Here is an 18738-nt window from a genome sequence, read left to right as displayed (position 1 = left end):
TCGGCGGCGGGGCGCTGCGTTGGCGAGCTTCCGAGGGGTCACCCCGCCGCCGTCACGACGGGACCCGGAGCGGGAGGCAACGACCGCTCCGGAGGGCCCGCCGCGTCAACAGGGGGCGTGGCGGGCCCGCACCGGGGTCGCCTGCGGCGAGGGTCGCCGCGGCACGGGCCTCCGCGGACATGCCGACCGCGGGGGCCCATTCCCCTTCGGCCTCGCCGGCGCGACCGCGCCGCGGCCGGCGCGAACTAACGAAACAGCCTGCCGACGTGGACGAACGTCACGCTGCGGCCGCTGTCGGGGCACGTCGCGCTGCCCTCGCCGATGCGATCCCAGCCGACCTTGTCGCACATGACGTGGAGCATGCGCTCGTTCGCGGCCGACACTTCGCCGACGATGCGCGCGAAGCCGCCGCGGCGCGCCTCCTCCGTCACGTAGTCCATGAGCGCGGGCCCGGCGCCCGTACCGCGCGCGCGCTCGGTGACCGCGAGCTTCGACGAGTAGAAGTCGTCGTCGCGCGCCGCGACGAGCGCGTCGGCCGCGAGCTTGATGCGGCGCTGCGTCGGCGGGTCCGGGCGGAGCGCGGGCTCCTTCGCGAGCGCGAACGCGGCGCGCATGCGCAGCTTGCGGAGCTCGGCGCCGGGGATGCCGCTCACCGCTCCGATCGCGTGGCCCTCGTGCATCATCACGCGCCCCCACGGCGCGGACGACTCGAGGAGCCCCTTCTCGCCGAGGAACCGCTGGATGCGGCGGGCGTGCTCCCAGTCGTCGTAGACGAAGCGCAGGTAGGCCTCGGCCGCGGCGATCTCCATCTCGACGAGGAGATCGAGGTGTCCGTCGAGGTCGTGCGAGATCTCCATGGCGCGCCTCCCGCGCGGGCTAGGCGCCCGCGCCCGGATCGAGCCGCGCGACGAGCGCGGCGCGGTCGATCTTGCCGTTCGCGTTGAGGGGCATCGCGTCGACGGCGACGACGCGCCCGGGAACCATGTACTCGGGCAGCGCCGTGCGCGCGTGTGCGACGAGGGCGTCCGCGTCGACGCCGCGCTCGGAAGCGGTGACGAAGGCGACGATGCCGTCGGCGCTGCCGTGAGCGACCGGCCAGCCGACGGCCACGGCGTCGACGACGCCCGCTGCGCTCCGGAGCACGGCCTCGATCTCGCCGAGCTCGACGCGGTGCCCGAGCACCTTCACCTGGTGGTCGACGCGCCCGAGGTGCACGTACTCGCCGTTCGCGAGCCGTCGCACGCGGTCGCCCGTGCGATAGAAGCGCACGCCCGGTGCGAAGGGGAGCTCGACGAAGCGCTCGGCGGTCTTCGCGGCGTCGCGCCAGTAGCCGGGCACCGTCTGCGGGCCGCACACGCACAGCTCGCCGTCCTCGCCGTCGGCGACGGGCGCGTCGCCCTCGCCGAGCACGACGGCGCCGAGCCCGGGATAGGGACGCCCGATCGGAACGACGCCGTTCGCGCACAGCGCGGGCGACGCGCCCGCGTCCCAGCGGTGCACGAAGCACGCGATCGTGAGCTCGGTCGGGCCGTACAGGTTCTCGAGCGTCGACGCGGGCGCCGCCGCCTGCCAGGCCTCGGCCGTCTCGCGCGGGAGCGGCTCGCCGCAGAAGAGGCTCCAGCGGAGGGTCGGGAAGGCGTCGGGAGCGAGCAGCCCCTTGCGCCGCATCAGCGCGGGCACGGACGGGACGGAGAACCAGACCGTCAGCTCGTGCTTGCGCGCGAAGCGCGACGGGGCGAGCAGGTCGAGCGACTGCATCGCGCACAGCCGCGCGCCGGCCTCCCAGGCCATGAACTGGTCGAACACCGAGAGGTCGAACGTGGCGTCGAACGTCTGCGAGAGGCGATCGTCGGGGCCGAGCGCGTAGCGCGCCGACATCACGTCGAGGAAGTGGAGCGCGTTCGCGTGCGTCACGGGCACGCCCTTCGGCGTTCCCGTCGTTCCCGACGTGAACAGCAGGTACGCGACGTCGGTCGGCACGACGGGCGGGAGGTCGCGGAGCTCGCCCGCCCGCGCGAGCTCGTCCGCGGCGACGCGCGGTGCGCCTTCGGGCGCGGCGAGGTCGCTCCCGGCATCGGGGAAGACGAGGAGCGGCGCGCGCCCCGCGACGCCCGCGAGCACGTCGCCGAGCTGCGGCGCCGAGGCCGCGTCGACGACGATCGCATCGAGCTCGGCGAGCGCGGCCATGCGGCGCGTGCGTTCGACCGGGAACGTGCGGTTGAGCGGCACGAACGCGGCGCCCGCGAAGAGCGCGGCGAGCGTGCCCGTGTAGCCGGTGCGCGAGCGGTGCGCGAAGACGCCGACGCGCGCGGGTGCCCGCCCGAGCCGGTCGACGATGGCGTGCGCGATCCGGCGCGCATCGCTCGCGAGCTCGCCGTACGAGACGGCGTCGTCCCTCGCGACGAGCGCGACGCGGCTCGCGTGGCGCTCGGCCGCGCGCAGGAAGCCCGAGCGCAGCGAGCGCGCGTCCGCGCGATCGATGCGCGATGCGCCGTCGCGGTGGGCGGCGCGGTCGCTGCGCGGGTCGACGTCGTCCGGAGCCACGGAGCGCCGCCGGCCTAACGAGCCACGAACTCGCGGATCGCCGCGACGGTCGTGAGCTCCACCATCGTGTCCTCGTCGATCGAGCGGCCGGTGCGCTGCTCGAGCGCGAGCATGAGGTTCACGTGGTTGAGCGAGTCCCACTCGGGGATCGATTCGTAGGCGAGCTCGTCGCGCACGCGGTCGGGCGCGATGCCGAACGTCTCGGCGACGAGCTGGGTGAGCGCTTCGTGGTCCAACGCGAGGATCCTCCGCGGCGGCAGCTAGAACAGGTACTGGAGGTCCGCATCGAGGTAGCTGAGACGCCCGAGCTCGTCGACGTCCGGGCTCCGCGAGACGAGCACGTAGAGCGGCTGCGGCTCGCGCTCGAACGCGCGCAGGCCGCCGCGCACGGCCGAGGCGAGATCGTCGTCGAGGCGGGACAGCAGGAGCGAGAGCAGGCTCCCGCCGCGGCGGCGCGCCTCGCGCGCGGCGCGCGCGAGGACGGCCCGCGCGAGCCCGTCCGGGCCGCACTCGTCGGGCGCGGCGAAGAGCGCGAGGCGCCAGCGCGCCGCGGACTCGCGCCGTCGCCAGAGGAGCGCGGCGGCGCGCGGCGCGCCGTCGTCGGGCGCGAGGATGCTCGCGCACTCGAGCACGGGGCAGCGTCCCACGACCCAGTCGAGGTACGACGTGTCGTAGGCGGGGAACCAGCCGGGGCCGCGCGGCGCCGCGAGCAGCGCGTCGAGCGCGTGCGCGACGCCCGCCTCGACGCGCGTCCGCCGCGCGCTCGTTCGCGCGGCGGGCAGGGGCGCCCGGCCGACGAGCGGCGCGCGCGCGAGCGCGCTCGCCGGGCCCGGCAGCCGCTCGAGCAGGCTCGCGGCGCGCAGCGGGACGACGAACGTGCGCGCCGCGTCCTCGATCGTGTGGTGACCGACGCGCGGCGCGATGCTCGCGGTGAAGTCGCTCCCGCGCGTCACGGAGAGCACGGGCTCGTCGGCGGCGAGCGCGCGCTGCAGCATGCGCACGCCGACGCCGGGCGCGTTCGCCCGCTCCGCGAGCGACCAGTCGCACGTCCACGTCATGTCGAACCGCTCGTCGCCGCGTCCGAGCCGGCACGGCACGAGGCCGAGGAAGCCCTGCACGCGGTCGTCGCGGATCCACGCGATGCCGCGCTCGCGTCCGCGCGACGGCGGGCCCGGCGCGAGGAACTTCCAGCGCACGAGCGCCTCGGGCACCTGCTGGCGGCGGAAGTAGTCGACGACCCAGTCGGCGGGAACCTGGCTCAGCGGCTCGATCCGGGAGGGCATGGCGGGGCCTCGCTCGTCGGAGCCGCCGCGCGGCCGGAACGCACCGGGACGGATGCTAGTTCGTCGCGGGAATCGGCGCGCGGGCGCGGCGCATCACCGCCGGCCAGGCGGCGGCGCGCGTGCGGAAGGCGCCGAGGCCCTCGCCGCCGAGCACCGCCACGCGCCCGATGCGGAACGGGTCGGAGCGCTCGGAGGCGAGCCCCGCCGAGGCGGTGAAGGCGTGGCGATAGCCGGCCTTCAGCAGCCCCTCCGCGTCGAGCTCGCGGGCGGGCGGAAGGGCGCCGCCCGGATAGAAGAGGAGATCGCACGCGCCGAAGGTGCGCGCGATGCGCTCGCGCGACGTCTCGATCTCCCAGCGCAGCCAGTCGCCGCCGATCAGCGAGAGCACCGGGTGCGTCATCGTGTGCGACCCGATCTCGACGAGCCCGTGGCTCTCCTCGACGATCTGCCGGAGCGCGTCGAAGCGCGCGACGGGCAGCCGCAACCCACCCGGGAGATCGCGCGGCTCGCGCATCGGGTGCGGGACGCGCATCGCCGCGGCGATGTCGGCGAGCTCGGTCGTCGAGCGGTGGAAGAGCGCGTCGAAGCAGTCGGCGTAGGCGAGGCCGTCGCGGCCGAGGAGCGCGGCGAGCGCGCTCGCGAACCCCGGCGCAATCCGCACGTGCGCGTGCAGCGCGCCGAACAGCATCGCGTGCTCGTCGTCCTCGGCGAAGCCCGGGCAGACGGCCAGCGTGACGGGAACGCCGAGGTCGCGGAAGACGGGCCACGCGACGCGGACGAAGTCGTCGCCCACGTCGTCGATCGAGATCGCCACGCAGCGGCGGCGCGACAGGTCGTCGCCGCGGAAGAGGGCGTCCATCGCGCTCGTGAGGCCGACCAGGCGATAGCGCGCGCGCAGCTCGCGCAGCTGCGCGCGCAGCGCGGTGGGCGGGACGACGAGCTCGTCGTCGGCCGAACCTTCGAAGTAGTGGTACATGAGGACGTTGACCGAGCGCCCCCAGATGGGGTGCGCGGCTCGAGCGAGCCCGAGTCCTCCGGCGGTCCGCAGCAGAGCGCGTTTCCAGCGCTGCGACATGAGGGAGCCTCTCGATCGCGGCGAGGGTCCGGCGGCGCCGCGCTCCTCCCAGACCGCGGAATGATCGATCGGTCTGCAGGAAAACGCAAGCGTTCCAGCGAGATGCGGCGATCGCGGCGAGCGACGTCCCGCTGCTGCACGCGCGCTGCGCACGGCCCGGCTCGCGTCGCGTCGGCGCCGCGGATCCGATAGCTTCCCGCGCCGTCATGCCCCGGACGGTCCTCGAGAGGCAGCTCCCGCCCGCGACGTCGCACGCGCACGGCCATACGGCCGGCGAGTCGTAGCGCCGCGGGTCCGCCCGCGGCGCGCTCGCCCGGCGCGCCGCGCCCGATTCGCCCGAGCCCTTCCCCCCGCTCCCCCAGAGCCACCGTCCCCGCCCGGGACGTCCGCGCGCCCGACCGGCGCGGACGCGCGAGGACCGAGAGCCGAGACCCGAGATGGCCGCCGACTACAAGGCCCGCATCGACGAAGCCCTGGCTCGAGCGCGCGCGCTCGAGGCGCAGATGTCCGACCCCGAGGTCGTGAAGCAGCCGGGGCAGGTCCAGAAGCTCGCGAAGGAGCTCGGCGCGCTGCGTCCGCTCGCCGAAGCGGGCGCGCGCTACACGGAGCTGCTCGCGCAGATCGCCGGCGCGACGGAGATGGCCGCGGACGACGACGCCGAGATGGCGGCGATGGCGGAGGCGGAGCTCGAGAGCCTCACCGAGCGCCGCGCGCTGCTCGAGCAGGAGCTCGGCGAGCTGCTGCTCCCGAAGGATCCGAACGACGAGAAGAACGCGCTGCTCGAGATCCGCGCCGGCACGGGCGGCGACGAGGCGTCCCTCTTCGCCGGCGATCTCTTCCGCATGTACGCGCGTTATGCGGAGGAGAAGCGCTGGAAGCTCGAGATCCTGTCCGCTTCGGAGAGCGGCGCCGGCGGGTTCAAGGAGGTGATCGCGCTCCTCTCGGGCGATCGCGTCTTCAGCCAGCTCAAGTTCGAGCGCGGCGTCCACCGCGTGCAGCGCGTGCCGGCGACCGAGTCGCAGGGCCGCATCCACACCTCGACCGTGACCGTCGCGGTGATGCCCGAGGCCGAGGAGGTCGACATCGAGATCGACCCGAACGAGCTGCGCATCGACGTGATGCGCGCCGGCGGGCCGGGTGGCCAGAGCGTCAACACGACGGATTCCGCGGTGCGCATCACGCACCTGCCGACCGGGCTCGTCGTCCAGTGCCAGGACGAGAAGAGCCAGCACAAGAACAAGGCGAAGGCGCTCAAGGTGCTGCGCGCGCGCCTGCTCGAGATGGAGCAGGAGCGCGCCGAGCAGGAGCGCGCGAGCGAGCGCCGCAGCCAGGTCGGCACGGGCGAGCGCAGCGAGAAGATCCGCACGTACAACTTCCCGCAGTCGCGCGTCACCGATCACCGCGCGGGCGTCACGCTCCACAAGCTCGACCAGGTGATGGAGGGCGATCTCGGCGAGCTGCTCGCGGAGGTGCGCAAGGTGATGACCGCGCGCGCGGAGGCCGACGCCGCGAAGACGACGGCGACTCCGTGAGCGCGCCGCCCCCGGCCGCGCCGCCCGAGGTCCGCGCCGCCGCCGCCGCGGCCGGCGAGCGCCGCTGGACGGTGCTCGAGCTGCTGCGCTGGACGACCGCGCACTTCGCCGAGAAGGGCATCGAGTCGGCCCGGCTCGACGCCGAGCTCCTGCTCGCGCACGCGCTCGGAACGACGCGCATGCAGCTCTACGTCGACTTCGAGAAGCCCGTGCTCGCGGACGAGCGCGGCGCCTTTCGCGAGCTCGTTCGCAAACGCGCCGCGGAGCGCATTCCCGTCTCTCAGCTGCTCGGCGCGAAGGAGTTCTGGTCGCTCTCGCTCGCCGTGAACGGCGACGTCCTCACGCCGCGGCCCGACACCGAGACGCTCGTGCAGGCCGCGCTCGACCGGCTCCCCGAGCGCGAGCGGGCCTTTCGGATCGCGGACATCGGGACCGGCTCGGGCGCGATCGCGCTCGCCCTCGCGGCGGAGAGGCCGAACGCCCACGTCGTAGCCACCGACATTTCCGAGGCTGCGCTCAAGGTTGCGCGCTCAAATGCCGAATCCCTGCGACTGAATGAGCGGGTTCGGCTCGCGCAGGGGAGCCTGTTCGAGCCGCTCGCGGGGCCGGGCGCCGAGCCGTTCGACCTCGTGGTCTCGAACCCGCCCTATCTCGCGCGGGCGGAGGCGGCGACGCTGCCGCCCGAGCTTCGGCACGAGCCCGCCGAGGCGCTCTTCGGAGGCGAGGACGGGCTCGAGGTGCTGCGGCCGCTCGTGGCCGGAGCGACGGGGGTGATGGCGGCGGGCGGCCACCTGCTGGTCGAGATCGACCCGAGGCAGGCGGACGCGGTCGTCGCGATGTGCGAGGACGCCGGGCTGTGCGAGATCGCCGTGATCCGCGATCTCGCCGGGAGCGCCCGGGTCGTCGCCGGACGCGCGGCGCCGCCGCGCTAGCGGACGCAGTCCGCGGGAGGGCCGAGATGGCCGCGAAGAGCTCGAGCAAGGCCGGCAAGACGCCGGAGGCGAAGTCGGCGAGTGGCAAGGCGCCGGCCGCGAAGACGGCGAAGGCGCCGCGCGCGCGCAAGTCGGACGCGCTGCTGCGCACGCTGTCTCCGAAGGATCGCGACTTCGCCGCGCAGTGGGCGAAGCTGTGCAATCGCCGCGACACGATCGGCGACGACGTCGAGCGCGAGGTCCGTCGCATCATCGCCGCGGTGCGCGAGAACGGCGACGCCGAGGTGCTCGCGGGCATCGCGAAGTACGACAAGGCCGAGCTCGCGAAGCTCGAGGTGACGCGCGCCGAGTGGGACGCCGGCTGCGAGGCCGTCGACCCGGCCGACCGCGCCGCGATCGGCAAGATGGCCATGCGCGTGCGCGACTTCCACAAGAAGCGCATCCCGTCGAGCTGGGAGATGAAGGAGGAGGGCGGCGCGCTGATGGGCGCGCGCGTCCGCGCGCTCGAGCGCGTCGGCATCTACGTCCCGGGCGGCAAGGCCGTCTACCCGTCGAGCGTCGTGATGAACACGATCCCGGCGTCGGTGGTCGAGGTGCCGGAGATCCTCATGGCGACGCCGCCCCAGCCCGACGGGCGCGTGCTGCCCGAGGTGCTGATGGCGGCGCGCGTGTCCGGCGTGCACCGCATCTTCAAGATGGGCGGCGCGCACGCGATCGCGGCGCTCGCCTACGGGACGGAGACGGTTCCGCGCGTCGACAAGATCACGGGCCCGGGCAACATCTGGGTCGCCACCGCGAAGCGCAACGTGTTCGGCCAGGTCGACATCGACAGCGAGGCCGGCCCGACCGAGGTCGTGATCGTCGCCGACGCGAGCGCGACGCCCGCCTGGCTCGCCGCCGACCTGATCTCGCAGGCCGAGCACGACGAGCTCGCGCAGGCCATCCTGATCACGCACGTCAAGAGCGTGGCCGCGCGCGTGGCCGAGCTCGTCGAGAAGCAGATCCAGGACCTCGACCGCGCCGACATCGCGCGCGCGTCGCTGTCGCAGCGCGGCGCCATCGTCGTCACCCGGAGTCTCGACGAGTCGATGGAGCTCGCGAACGAGTACGCCGCCGAGCACCTCGTGCTCGCGACGGACTCGCCCGACGTCGTGATGAAGAAGGTGAAGAACGCGGGCGCCGTGTTCCTCGGCCACTACACGCCCGTGGCGGTCGGCGACTACCTCGCCGGCCCGAACCACGTGCTGCCGACCGGCGGGACGGCGCGCTTCTTCTCGCCGCTCGGCGTCGACGACTTCCTCAAGCGCACGAGCTTCGTGCGCTTCGAGCCCCCGAAGCTGCGCGAGCTCGGGCTCGATATCATGCGGCTCGCCGAGGTCGAGGGGCTCACCGGGCACGGGCGCTCGATCGACATGCGGCTGCAGAAGATCCGCCGCGCCCGGCGCGAGCGCGAAGCCATGAGAGAACGGGAGGCCGAAGCGGAGCTATGAGCCAGGTTCCCCCCCCGCCGAGCTCGCCCACCGCAGGGCGCCGCAGGCGCGCGACCGTCGCGCGCAAGACGAAGGAGACCGACATCCAGGTCGAGCTCGACCTCGACGGCTCCGGCCAGTACGAGGTCGCGACCGGGATCGCCTTCTTCGACCACATGCTCGAGAGCTTCGCGAAGCACGGCCTGTTCGACCTGCGCCTGCGCGCGGAGGGCGACGTCGAGGTCGACCTGCACCACACGGTCGAGGACGTCGGCATCGCGCTCGGCGAGGCGTTCCGCGAGGCGCTCGGCACGGCCGAGGGCATCCGGCGCTTCGGCTCGTTCGTGCTGCCGATGGCGGAGAGCAAGGTCGAGGTGGCGGTCGACGTCAGCAACCGCCCCTATCTGGTCTACCTGCTCCCGCTCGAGAACGACCGCATCGGCGCGTTCGACGCCTCGCTCACCGAGGACTTCCTCTACGCGTTCTCGCAGAGCGCGGGGCTCGACCTGCACGTCGAGAAGCGGTACGGGCGGAGCCCGCACCACGTCGTCGAGGCCACCTTCAAGGGGCTCGCGCGCGCGCTGCGGATCGCCGTCGAGATCGACCCGCGCGTCGAGGGGCTGCCCACCGTCAAGGGCGCCCTCTAGCCGCATGTCGCTCGCGTTCCCCTCGCTCGGGCGGCGCCGATGAGCGCGCCGCGCGCCGCCCTCCTCGACTACGGCGCCGGCAACCTGCGCAGCGTCGCGAAGGCGCTCGAGCGCTCGGGCTTCGCCGTCGACGTCACCGACGACCCCGCGGTCGTCGCGCGCGCGGACGGCGTCGTGCTGCCCGGCGTCGGCGCGTTCCGCGACGCGGCGGAGCGGCTGCGCGCGAGCGGGCTCGAGGACGCGTGCAAGCGCGCGATCGACGGCGGCCGCCCGTACCTCGGGCTGTGCTTCGGGCTGCAGCTGCTGTTCGACGAAGGCACCGAGCACGGCGTGACGAAGGGCTTCGGCGTGCTGCGCGGCCGCGTCGAGCGCTTCCCCGACGAGGACGTCGACGGCAGCCGGCTCGTCGTCCCGCACATCGGCTGGAACGAGGTGCGCTTCGAGCGACGCGCGGGCCACCCGATGCTCGAGCGCCTCCCCGAGCGCGACTGGTTCTACTTCGTGCACTCGTACCGCCCCGTGCCGGTGGACGAGCGCATCGTCGTCGGACGCACGGACTACGGCGGCACCTTCGCGTCGGCGGTCGCGACCGAGCGGCTCTTCGCCGCGCAGTTCCATCCCGAGAAGAGCCAGAAGGCCGGCAAGCGGGTGCTCGACGCGTTCTTCGCGTGGGTCGGGGCGAGCCGATGAACGCGCGCGCGACGGAGTTCGAGGTGATCCCGGCGATCGACCTGCTCGACGGGCGCGCCGTGCGCCTCGCGCAGGGGCGCTACGAGGACGCGACCGTCTACGACGACCGCCCGGCGCTCGTCGCCGGCCGCTTCGTGGCGGCGGGCGCGACGCGCATCCACGTCGTCGACCTCGACGGTGCGAAGGCGGGGCGGCCCGTGAACGGCGTCGCCATCCGCAAGGTCGTGTCGGCGGCGGGCCGCGTGCCCGTGCAGCTCGGCGGCGGCCTGCGCACGCTCGCCGCCGTCGAGAGCGCGCTCGAGCTCGACGTCGACCGCGTCATCCTCGGCACCGCCGCGCTGCGCGATCCGGACCTCGTGCGCGATGCCGCGCGCCGCTTCCCGGGCCGCATCGTCGTCGGCATCGACGCGAAGGACGGGCGCGTCGCGGTCGAGGGCTGGCTCGAGGCGAGCGACGTCGCGGCCGTCGACCTCGCGCGCGCGTTCGAGGACGCGGGCGTCGCGGCGATCGTCTACACCGACATCGCGCGCGACGGCATGCTCGGCGGGCCGAACCTCGACGCGACCGTCGCGCTCGCGCGCGCGGTCGCGATCCCGGTCGTCGTCTCGGGCGGCGTCGCCACGGTCGACGACCTCGTCGCGGCGGCGCGTCGCGCGGGCGACGGGATCGCGGGCGCGATCGTCGGCCGCGCGCTCTACACCGGTGCGATCGATCTCGAGGCCGCGCTCGAACGCGTCGGCGCCGAGCGCGCGCGCGGCGCGGGAGAGGGCTAGCGCGTGCTCGCGAAGCGCATCATCCCGTGCCTCGACGTCGACAAGGGCCGCGTGGTCAAGGGCGTCCAGTACGTCGACCACGTCGACGCCGGCGACCCCGTCGAGGTGGCGAAGCTCTACGACGCGCAGGAGGCCGACGAGCTCACGTTCCTCGACATCACCGCGAGCCACGAGGAGCGGCGCACGCTCTTCGACGTCGTGTCGCGCACGGCCGAGAGCGTGTTCCTGCCGCTCACGGTCGGCGGCGGCGTGCGCTCGCTCGCCGACGTGCGCGACCTGCTGAACGCGGGCGCGGACAAGGTCTCCGTCATGACGGCGGCCGTGCACGACCCGGACCTGATCGCCGAGGCGTCGGCCAGGATCGGGAGCGCGAACCTCGTGATCGCGATCGACGCGCGCGCCGTCGCGCGCAGCGACGAGCGGGGCGTGCTCGTGCCGAGCGAGCGCGCGGCCGCGGGCGGCGCGCCGCCGCGCGGGGCTGCGCTCGCGCCCGTCGTGCCCGGCGAGACGCGCTGGGAAGTCTGCACGCACGGCGGCCGCACGCCGACCGGCATCGACGCCGTCGGCTGGGCGCGGGCGATGGCCGAGGCCGGGGCCGGCGAGGTGCTGCTCACGAGCATGGACCGCGACGGCACGAAGAGCGGCTACGACCTCGCGCTGCTGCGGGCCGTGGCCGAGGCCGTGCGCGTGCCCGTGATCGCCTCGGGCGGCGGCGGCAGCGCGGCCGACATCGCGGCCGCGCTCGACGACGGCCCGGCCGGCGGGCACGCCCAGGCCGCGCTCGCGGCGTCGATCTTCCACTTCAAGGAGACGACGGTCGGCGACGTGAAGCGCGCGCTGCTCGCGCGCGGCATCGCGGTCCGCCCGCCGTCAAACGGTTGACTCGCGGATCCCGTCCGGTCGCCGTGCAACTGCCGATTTCTGCCGGGTCGGGCGCTTGCTGCGCGCTAGTCGCTTCGCTAGCTTGCGAAGCCCGCCGCACGAAACCGTCCGAAGTGCTCGAGTTCCCAAGCTTCGCGAGCAACCGGTGGTCGCGGCGGCAACGAGTCGAACGAACCTGAGGCTTCACCCCCCTGCGAGTCCACTCTCGCAGAGGCCCCAGCGAGTGACCCTGCATGCCCGTCATCAAAGTCAAAGAGAACGAGTCGTTCGAAGGCGCCCTCAAGCGCTTCAAGAAGACGTGTGAGAAAGCGGGCATCCTGACGGAGCTGCGCCGGCGCGAGTTCTACGACAAGCCCAGCGTGAAGAAGAAGAAGAAGGCGGCGGCGTCGCGCAAGCGCGCGATCAAGAAGATGCGCCGGATGGGGAAGTAGTCCCACGAAGGCACAGGGGGTCGGACGAGTCCACGAGGCGAGCTGAGCAAGACGCGGAGTGAGTGACTTGGGTCGAATCCCGGACGCCACGATCAACGAGATCCGCAATCGCGTCGACATCGTCGATCTCGTCGGCCGCTACGTCCAGCTGAAGAAGGCCGGCCGCAACTTCAAGGGTCTCTGTCCCTTCCACGACGAGAAGACCCCTTCCTTCAACGTCTCCTCCGACAAACAGATCTTCCACTGCTTCGGCTGTCAGGTCGGCGGCGACGTCGTCGGCTTCCTGATGCGCCACGAGAACCTCACCTTCCCCGAGGCCGTGCGCACGCTCGCGCGCGAGTGCGGCGTCGAGGTGCCCGAGGAGCACGGCGACGCGGCCGAGCGCGGCATCTCCGAGCAGGTCCACGAAGCGAACGAGATCGCCCAGCGCACCTACGTCGACGCGCTCGCGAGCGCGGAGGGCGAGGCGGCGCGCGCCTATCTCGCGAAGCGCGGCCTCTCGGGCGACGACGTGCGCGAGCTCGGCATCGGCTTCGCGCCCGATCGCTGGGACACGGTCGCGCGCGCGCTCGCGGCGCGGAAGGTGGGCGGCGACCTCGGCGCCAAGGCCGGCCTGCTCGCCGAGCGCCAGGGCGGCAGCGGCCACTACGACCGGCTGCGCGGCCGCGTCACGTTCCCCATCTACGACGTGCGGCGGCGCATCGTCGGCTTCGGCGGCCGCGCGCTCGGCGCGGACCAGGAGCCGAAGTACCTGAACACGCCCGAGAGCCCGGTCTTCCGCAAGCGCGAGTCGTTCTACGGCTTCCCGTGGGCGCTCGAGGCGATCCGGCGCAGCGATCGCGCGATCGTGTGCGAGGGCTACTTCGACCGCATCGCGCTGCACCGCGCGGGGCTCGGCGAGGGGCTCGCGACGTGCGGCACCGCGCTCACGCGCGAGCACGCGCGCAACCTGAAGCGCCGCACGCAGACGGTCGTGATGCTCTTCGACGGCGATGCCGCGGGCACGAAGGCGATGGAGCGCGCGCTCGAGGTGCTGCTGCCGGAGGGGCTGCGCCTGCGCGCGGCCGTGCTGCCCGACGGCATGGACCCCGACGACTTCCTCGCGCGCCACGGCGCGGACGCGCTGCGCGCCGTGATCGACGGCGCGCCCGACGCGCTCGAGCTCGTGATGGGACGCGCGGCCGCGTTCGATCGCGCGTCGCCCGTCGCGAAGGCCGAGGCGGTGGCGCGCGTCGTCCCGCTGCTCGACGCCGTCGCGAGCCCGGTCGAGCGCCGCGCCTACGTGCGGCGCTTCGCGTTGCACATGGGCTGCGGCGAGGACGAGGTGCTGGCCGAGCTGCACGAGCGCCGCCGCCGCGAGCACGCCGTTCCCGAGGACGAGCGCCCCGCCGTCCGCGCGCGCCGGCGCGGCCCGGCCGACCGCCACACGGCCATCCTCTGCGAGGCGCTCCTGCGCAACCCGACGCTCGCGACCGACGACGTGCGCGCGGGCATCGAGCGCGGGCTCGAGCCCGGGCCGTGGCGCGCGCTCGCGCTCGCGCTCGCCGATGCGTCGCGCGCCGGCCACGTCGACGCCGAGGGCGAGATCGACCTGTTCCGCGTCGAGCGCGACCTCGGCGAGGAGGAGTCGCAGCTGCTGCGCGAGCTGACGACGGGCGATGCGCTCGTCGACGCGAACGCGGCGCCCGAGCGCGTCGTCGCCGACGTGCTCGACTGGTTCGCTCGGCAGCGTGCCGCCGCCGAGCGTCGCGAGACGACGCGCCGTCTCGAGCTCGGCGGCGATGCGGCCGCGCAGCTCATCGCCGAGAAGCAGCGTCAGCTGGAAGAGAGGCGAGCCCGCCTCCGCGCGCAGGCCCCCGCCGCGCGAGGAGTCGCCCGATGACGTCGCCCGTCCGGATGCCCCGGTCGGGCGTTTCACCCCGTCAGCTCTGCTGGATGAGGAGACCCCCCAATGGCTTCGCATGCGCCCACCCCGACGACCATTGCCCGACCCAAGCGGACCCGCTCCACCACCCGGAAGGAGCAACCCGCCGCGCGCCCGAGGGCCGCTAGCGCGAAGGGCGCCGACGACGTCGCGAAGGTCGCCAAGGGGGCGAAGGCGAACGGGGTCGTCTCGCCGCCGGCCGAGCCGGTGTCCGGTGCGCTGGCCGAGCTGCAGAGCGTGCAGAGCCTGGCGCGCCGCGGGCGCGAGCGCGGTCACCTGACCGCCGACGAAGTGAAGAAGGGCCTCGCGACGACGCGGCTCACCGCGGACCAGGTCGAGGAGGTCCACGCGATCCTGCGCAGCAAGGGGATCCGCGTGCTGCGCCCGTCGACGCGCGCACCCGACACGCGCTGGGCGACGCGCGGCGCCGACGACGGCACGACGTCGAGCGACCCGGTGCGCGTCTACCTGCGAGAGATGGGACAGGTGTCGCTCCTCACGCGCGAGGGCGAGGTCGAGATCGCGAAGCGCATCGAGGAAGGCGTGCACGCGATGGAGCTCGCCGTGCTCGGCACGCCCTACGGCGTGCGCGCGCTCGACCAGCTCACCGAGCAGCTCAAGCGCGACGAGATCACGCTCAAGTCGCTGCTCGACGGCCTCGACGACGAGGACGGCCCCGCGCCCGAGACGCGCCGGCGCCAGTTCTTCGCCGCGATGCAGAAGGTCCGCCGCATCGACGCCGAGATCGCCAAGAAGCAGGCGTCGATCGCGAACTCGCGCACCACGCCCGAGACGCGCGACCGGCTGCGCGCCGAGGTGGCGGAGCTGTACGAGCGCGTCGTCGAGACGCTGCGCGACTCGAAGGTCGCGAAGTCGCGCATCCTCGAGATGACGAAGGCGTTCGAGGAGATGGGCGAGAAGTTCGAGGTGCTCGACGGCAAGGAGCGCAAGCTCGCGCGCCGCTTCGGCGTGAAGCGCTTCGACCTCCCCGACCTGATCGCGATGTCGAAGCGGCGCAGCAAGCCCGGGCGCGCGGCGCTCGACCGGCTCGGCAGCGACGTCGAGCGCATCGCGGCGGCCGAGGCCGAGGTCGCCGAGATCGCGCGCGAGCGCGCGGTGCTCGAGGTCGAGCTCGGCATGTCGAGCGAGCAGGTGAAGCGCTCGCTCAGCGTGTTCGCGGACGCGAGCGATCGCGCGCAGAAGGCGAAGAGCGAGCTCACGGAGGCGAACCTGCGCCTCGTGGTCTCGATCGCCAAGAAGTACACGAACCGCGGCCTCCTGTTCCTCGACCTGATCCAGGAGGGGAACATCGGGCTCATGAAGGCGGTCGAGAAGTTCGAGTGGCGCCGCGGCTACAAGTTCTCGACCTACGCGACGTGGTGGATCCGCCAGGCCATCACGCGCGCGATCGCCGACCAGGCGCGCACGATCCGCATCCCCGTCCACATGATCGAGACCATCAACAAGCAGGCGCGCGCGACGCGCCACCTCGTGCAGGTGCTCGGCCGCGAGCCTTCGGCCGAGGAGCTCTCCGAGCACATGGACCTTCCGCTCGAGAAGGTGAAGATGGTCCAGAAGATCGCGAAGGAGCCCATCAGCCTCGAGTCGCCCGTCGGCGAGGAGGAGGACAGCGCGCTCGGCGACTTCATCGAGGACAAGAACGCCGTCAACCCGCAGGACGCGGTGATCGAGGGCAACCTCGCGGAGAAGACGCTCGAGGTGCTCTCGACGCTCGCGCCGCGCGAGGCCCGCGTGCTGAAGATGCGCTTCGGCATCGGCGAGCGCAGCAACCACACGCTCGAAGAGGTCGGCCAGGACTTCGACGTCACGCGCGAGCGCATCCGGCAGATCGAGGCGAAGGCGCTGCGCAAGCTGCGCCACCCGAGCCGGAGCAAGATGCTGCGCAACTTCATCGACTGAGTCGGCGGAGCGGTCGTGCGCGCCTCCGCCCGACGCGTCGCGCTCGGCCTGATGCTCGCGCTCGCGGCCGTCGGCGCCGCCGTTCCCGGCGTCGCCGACGGCCAGGCCGACGAGCGTCCCTGGGAGCTCACGAAGGGCCCGCGCCTGCGCCGCATCGCGACGCACGGCTCGAAGGTGTGGGGCCACCTGTTCGGCTTCGTCGCTCGCGATGGCCGCTGCGGCGACGAGATCCTCTGGATCACGTGGAGCGCGAAGGCGAACCTCGACGACCTGCGCGGCGAGCGCGCGCAGGTGCGCATCTCGTCCGGCGCGGTCGAGGGCATCGTCACGCCCGCGATCACGGCGACGACGCGGGTCGGCACGACGCACGTCTTCGTGCTCACGAACTTCGCGGCGAGCGAGGCGCTGACCTCGCTGCTCGCCGCCAACGAGACGGCCGACGTCGCGATCGTCGGGCCGCCGGAGCTCGTCGAGCGGCTCGAGGTGCGCTCGGACGAGTTCGGGCTCGCGGCCTACGCGCACGCGCGGGGCGTGATGCTCGAGGATTGTGAGCCCGGCGACGGCGAGCGCGGCGACGACACATGAGGCGCGAGCGGCGGAACGCCGCTCGCGCGCGGGAGCACGACATGCGAGCAGGACGAGATCGACGGAGCCGAGGCGCGCGCGCGAGCGGCGGACGCCGCGCGCGGCGCGCGAAGGCCGCGGGGACTGCGGCGCTCGCGCTCTGCGCCGTCGTCGTCATCGCCGCCGCGCTCGGCGCGTCGAGCTGCCGCGCGCCGAGCGAGCCGGGCGGGGCGAGCGGCGCGCGCGCGGCCGCGCGCGCGAGCGACGTGCCGCGCCAGGCGTGGTTCGGCGACCTCCACGTGCACACGCGCTGGTCGTTCGACGCGTACTCGATGGGCGTGCGCGTCGGCCCCGAGGACGCGTATCGCTATGCGCGCGGCGAGGAGATCGACCACGTGAGCGGCGGGAAGATCCGCCTCTCCGGGCCGCCGCTCGACTTCATGGCGCTCACCGAGCACGGCGCCTACATGGGCGTGTCGGCGACGGTCGACGAGCCGGGCCATCCGCTGCGGCGCCTGCCGCTCATCCAGGACCTCGTGAGCGACGACACCGCGCGCCGACAGCGCGGCATCCTCGCGTTCCTGCAGTCGCTCGGCTCGGGCGTTCCGATCCCCGAGCTCGCGAGCGACGAGTTCATCAAGCCGACGTGGCGGCGCATCGTCGAGCTCGCGAACGCGCACGACGAGCCGGGCGTGTTCACGGCGTTCGTGGCCTACGAGTACACGCCGATGCCGCAGGGACAGAACCTGCACCGCAACGTGATCTTCCGCGGCGGCGACGTCCCCGACCGGCCGTTCTCGAGCCTCGACTCGCAGAACCCCGAAGACCTCTGGGACTGGCTCGACCGGGTGCGCGCGACCGGCGACGACGTCATCGCCATCCCGCACAACGGCAACGCGAGCAACGGCCTGATGTACGCGAGCGCGATGACGAACGGCGACGCGATCGACGCCGCCTACGCCGCGCAGCGCATGCGCAACGAGCCGGTGAGCGAGGTGTACCAGATCAAGGGCCAGTCCGAGACGCACCCCGAGCTCTCGCCGAACGATCCGTGGGCGGCCTTCGAGATCTTCGATCGCGTGCTCGGGAACCCCGCGGAGCCGAGCGAGCCGCGCGGCAGCTACGTGCGCGCCGCGCTCCGGCTCGGCCTCGAGATGGAGGAGAGCGACGGCATCAACCCGTACGAGATCGGGATGATCGGCGCCTCCGACGGGCACAACGCCGCCGGACCGTTCGCCGAGGACGAGTACTTCGGCAAGCTCGGCGCGATCGATGCGACGCCCGAGGTGCGGCTCGGAACCGCCACCGACGGGCTTCCCGCGGCCCAGATCGACGGGCCCAACATCGTGACGCTCTGGGGCTCGGGCGGCCTCGCGGGCGTCTGGGCGACCGAGAACACGCGCGCCGCGCTCTTCGACGCGCTGCGCCGGCGCGAGACGTTCGCGACCTCGGGGCCGCGCATCCGCGTGCGCTTCTTCGGCGGCTTCGGCCTCGCGGACGACGTGCCGCTCGCCGGCGACGCGGTCGAGCGCGCCTACGCGCAGGGCGTCCCGATGGGCGGCGAGCTCGCCGCCGCGCCCGGGCACGCCGGGCCGCCGCGGTTCGCGGCGCTCGCGCTCCAGGACCCGGGCGAGGCGCCGCTCGAGCGGCTCCAGCTCATCAAGGGCTGGATCGAGGACGGGCGCTCGCACGAGAAGGTCTACGACGTGGCCTGCGCCGACGGCTCGGCGCCGTCGGCGCCGACGTGGCGCTGCGCGAGCGGCGCGGGTGAGCCCGACGCATCGAGCTGCGAGCCCGACGTGCGCGCGGGCGCCGCCGAGCTCGAGGCGCGCTTCGCCGACCCCGAGTTCCAGCCCGGGCAGCGCGCCTTCTACTACCTGCGCGTGCTCCAGGTGCCGACCTGCCGGTGGAGTACGTACGACGCGATGCGCCTCGGCGTCGAGCCGCCCGCCCACGTGCCGACCTCGATCCAGGAGCGCGCCGTGACGTCGCCGATCTGGTACGCGCCGCCGGCCGCGCCCGCGGCGGCGAGCGCGCCGCTCGCCCGCGCCGCGTCCGCCCCATCCTCCTGA

General features: G+C 73.7%; 17 protein-coding genes. 12 read left to right on the top strand and 5 right to left on the bottom strand.

Translation table 11 applies throughout. From position 1 onward, the window contains the following. Nucleotides 1–245: 245 nt before the first annotated feature. The 5 genes from R3E88_21405 to R3E88_21385 are packed head-to-tail and all read right to left on the bottom strand — an operon-like array spanning nucleotide 246 to nucleotide 4902. A complete protein-coding gene (locus R3E88_21405; GenBank protein MEZ4219036.1) occupies nucleotides 246–857 on the bottom strand; it encodes a GNAT family N-acetyltransferase in 612 nt (203 codons plus the stop codon). A 19-nt stretch (nucleotides 858–876) separates the two neighbouring features. After that, nucleotides 877–2544, bottom strand: a complete 1668-nt coding sequence (locus R3E88_21400) for an amino acid adenylation domain-containing protein (GenBank protein ID MEZ4219035.1) — start codon at nucleotides 2542–2544, stop codon at nucleotides 877–879. 14 nt (nucleotides 2545–2558) lie between these two features. Next, nucleotides 2559–2780, bottom strand: a complete 222-nt coding sequence (locus R3E88_21395) for an acyl carrier protein (GenBank protein MEZ4219034.1) — start codon at nucleotides 2778–2780, stop codon at nucleotides 2559–2561. A gap of 24 nt (nucleotides 2781–2804) precedes the next feature. Further along, complete coding sequence (locus tag R3E88_21390; GenBank protein ID MEZ4219033.1) at nucleotides 2805–3827, bottom strand: hypothetical protein; 1023 nt, start codon at nucleotides 3825–3827, stop codon at nucleotides 2805–2807. A gap of 55 nt (nucleotides 3828–3882) precedes the next feature. Further along, nucleotides 3883–4902, bottom strand: a complete 1020-nt coding sequence (locus tag R3E88_21385; protein ID MEZ4219032.1) for a polysaccharide deacetylase family protein — start codon at nucleotides 4900–4902, stop codon at nucleotides 3883–3885. Nucleotides 4903–5339: 437 nt separating this feature from the next. On the opposite strand from R3E88_21385, the gene prfA reads away from it, so the two are divergent. The 12 genes from prfA to R3E88_21325 all read left to right on the top strand — a co-directional run bounded on the left by prfA (nucleotide 5340) and on the right by R3E88_21325 (nucleotide 18738). After that, a complete protein-coding gene (gene prfA / locus R3E88_21380; GenBank protein ID MEZ4219031.1) occupies nucleotides 5340–6434 on the top strand; it encodes a peptide chain release factor 1 in 1095 nt (364 codons plus the stop codon). Next, the gene (prmC, locus tag R3E88_21375; GenBank protein MEZ4219030.1) at nucleotides 6431–7366 is read left to right on the top strand and encodes a peptide chain release factor N(5)-glutamine methyltransferase; all 936 of its coding nucleotides are present in this window, start codon (nucleotides 6431–6433) and stop codon (nucleotides 7364–7366) included. Before prfA ends, prmC begins: the two co-directional genes overlap by 4 nt. A gap of 143 nt (nucleotides 7367–7509) precedes the next feature. Further along, nucleotides 7510–8856 carry a histidinol dehydrogenase gene (gene hisD / locus R3E88_21370; protein ID MEZ4219029.1) on the top strand — a complete coding sequence of 449 codons (1347 nt, stop codon included), beginning with the start codon at nucleotides 7510–7512 and terminating at the stop codon, nucleotides 8854–8856. Next, complete coding sequence (gene hisB, locus R3E88_21365) at nucleotides 8853–9482, top strand: imidazoleglycerol-phosphate dehydratase HisB (GenBank protein MEZ4219028.1); 630 nt, start codon at nucleotides 8853–8855, stop codon at nucleotides 9480–9482. Before hisD ends, hisB begins: the two co-directional genes overlap by 4 nt. Nucleotides 9483–9521: 39 nt before the next feature. Next, complete coding sequence (gene hisH, locus R3E88_21360; GenBank protein ID MEZ4219027.1) at nucleotides 9522–10172, top strand: imidazole glycerol phosphate synthase subunit HisH; 651 nt, start codon at nucleotides 9522–9524, stop codon at nucleotides 10170–10172. Then, nucleotides 10151–10945 carry a 1-(5-phosphoribosyl)-5-[(5-phosphoribosylamino)methylideneamino]imidazole-4-carboxamide isomerase gene (gene hisA, locus R3E88_21355; GenBank protein ID MEZ4219026.1) on the top strand — a complete coding sequence of 265 codons (795 nt, stop codon included), beginning with the start codon at nucleotides 10151–10153 and terminating at the stop codon, nucleotides 10943–10945. Before hisH ends, hisA begins: the two co-directional genes overlap by 22 nt. A gap of 3 nt (nucleotides 10946–10948) precedes the next feature. Next, nucleotides 10949–11827 (top strand): imidazole glycerol phosphate synthase subunit HisF, encoded by an 879-nt coding sequence (gene hisF / locus R3E88_21350; protein MEZ4219025.1) that lies wholly within the window; start codon nucleotides 10949–10951, stop codon nucleotides 11825–11827. Nucleotides 11828–12060: 233 nt separating this feature from the next. Continuing rightward, nucleotides 12061–12258 carry a 30S ribosomal protein S21 gene (gene rpsU, locus R3E88_21345; protein ID MEZ4219024.1) on the top strand — a complete coding sequence of 66 codons (198 nt, stop codon included), beginning with the start codon at nucleotides 12061–12063 and terminating at the stop codon, nucleotides 12256–12258. Nucleotides 12259–12325: 67 nt separating this feature from the next. Beyond that, nucleotides 12326–14140: a DNA primase gene (gene dnaG / locus R3E88_21340; GenBank protein ID MEZ4219023.1), complete on the top strand. Its 1815-nt coding sequence runs from the start codon at nucleotides 12326–12328 to the stop codon at nucleotides 14138–14140. Nucleotides 14141–14389: 249 nt separating this feature from the next. Then, entirely contained in the window at nucleotides 14390–16102 is a 1713-nt protein-coding gene (gene rpoD, locus R3E88_21335) for an RNA polymerase sigma factor RpoD (GenBank protein MEZ4219022.1), read from the top strand. Between the two features lie 15 nt (nucleotides 16103–16117). Next, complete coding sequence (locus tag R3E88_21330) at nucleotides 16118–16687, top strand: hypothetical protein (GenBank protein ID MEZ4219021.1); 570 nt, start codon at nucleotides 16118–16120, stop codon at nucleotides 16685–16687. 41 nt (nucleotides 16688–16728) lie between these two features. Beyond that, a complete protein-coding gene (locus tag R3E88_21325; protein ID MEZ4219020.1) occupies nucleotides 16729–18738 on the top strand; it encodes a DUF3604 domain-containing protein in 2010 nt (669 codons plus the stop codon).

Source organism: Myxococcota bacterium, assembly GCA_041389495.1.
Lineage (GTDB): Bacteria > Myxococcota_A > UBA9160 > UBA9160 > UBA4427 > JAWKRT01.
The sequence above is the reverse complement of the archived record's forward strand: the minus strand, read 5'-3'. Positions and strand labels throughout refer to the sequence as shown.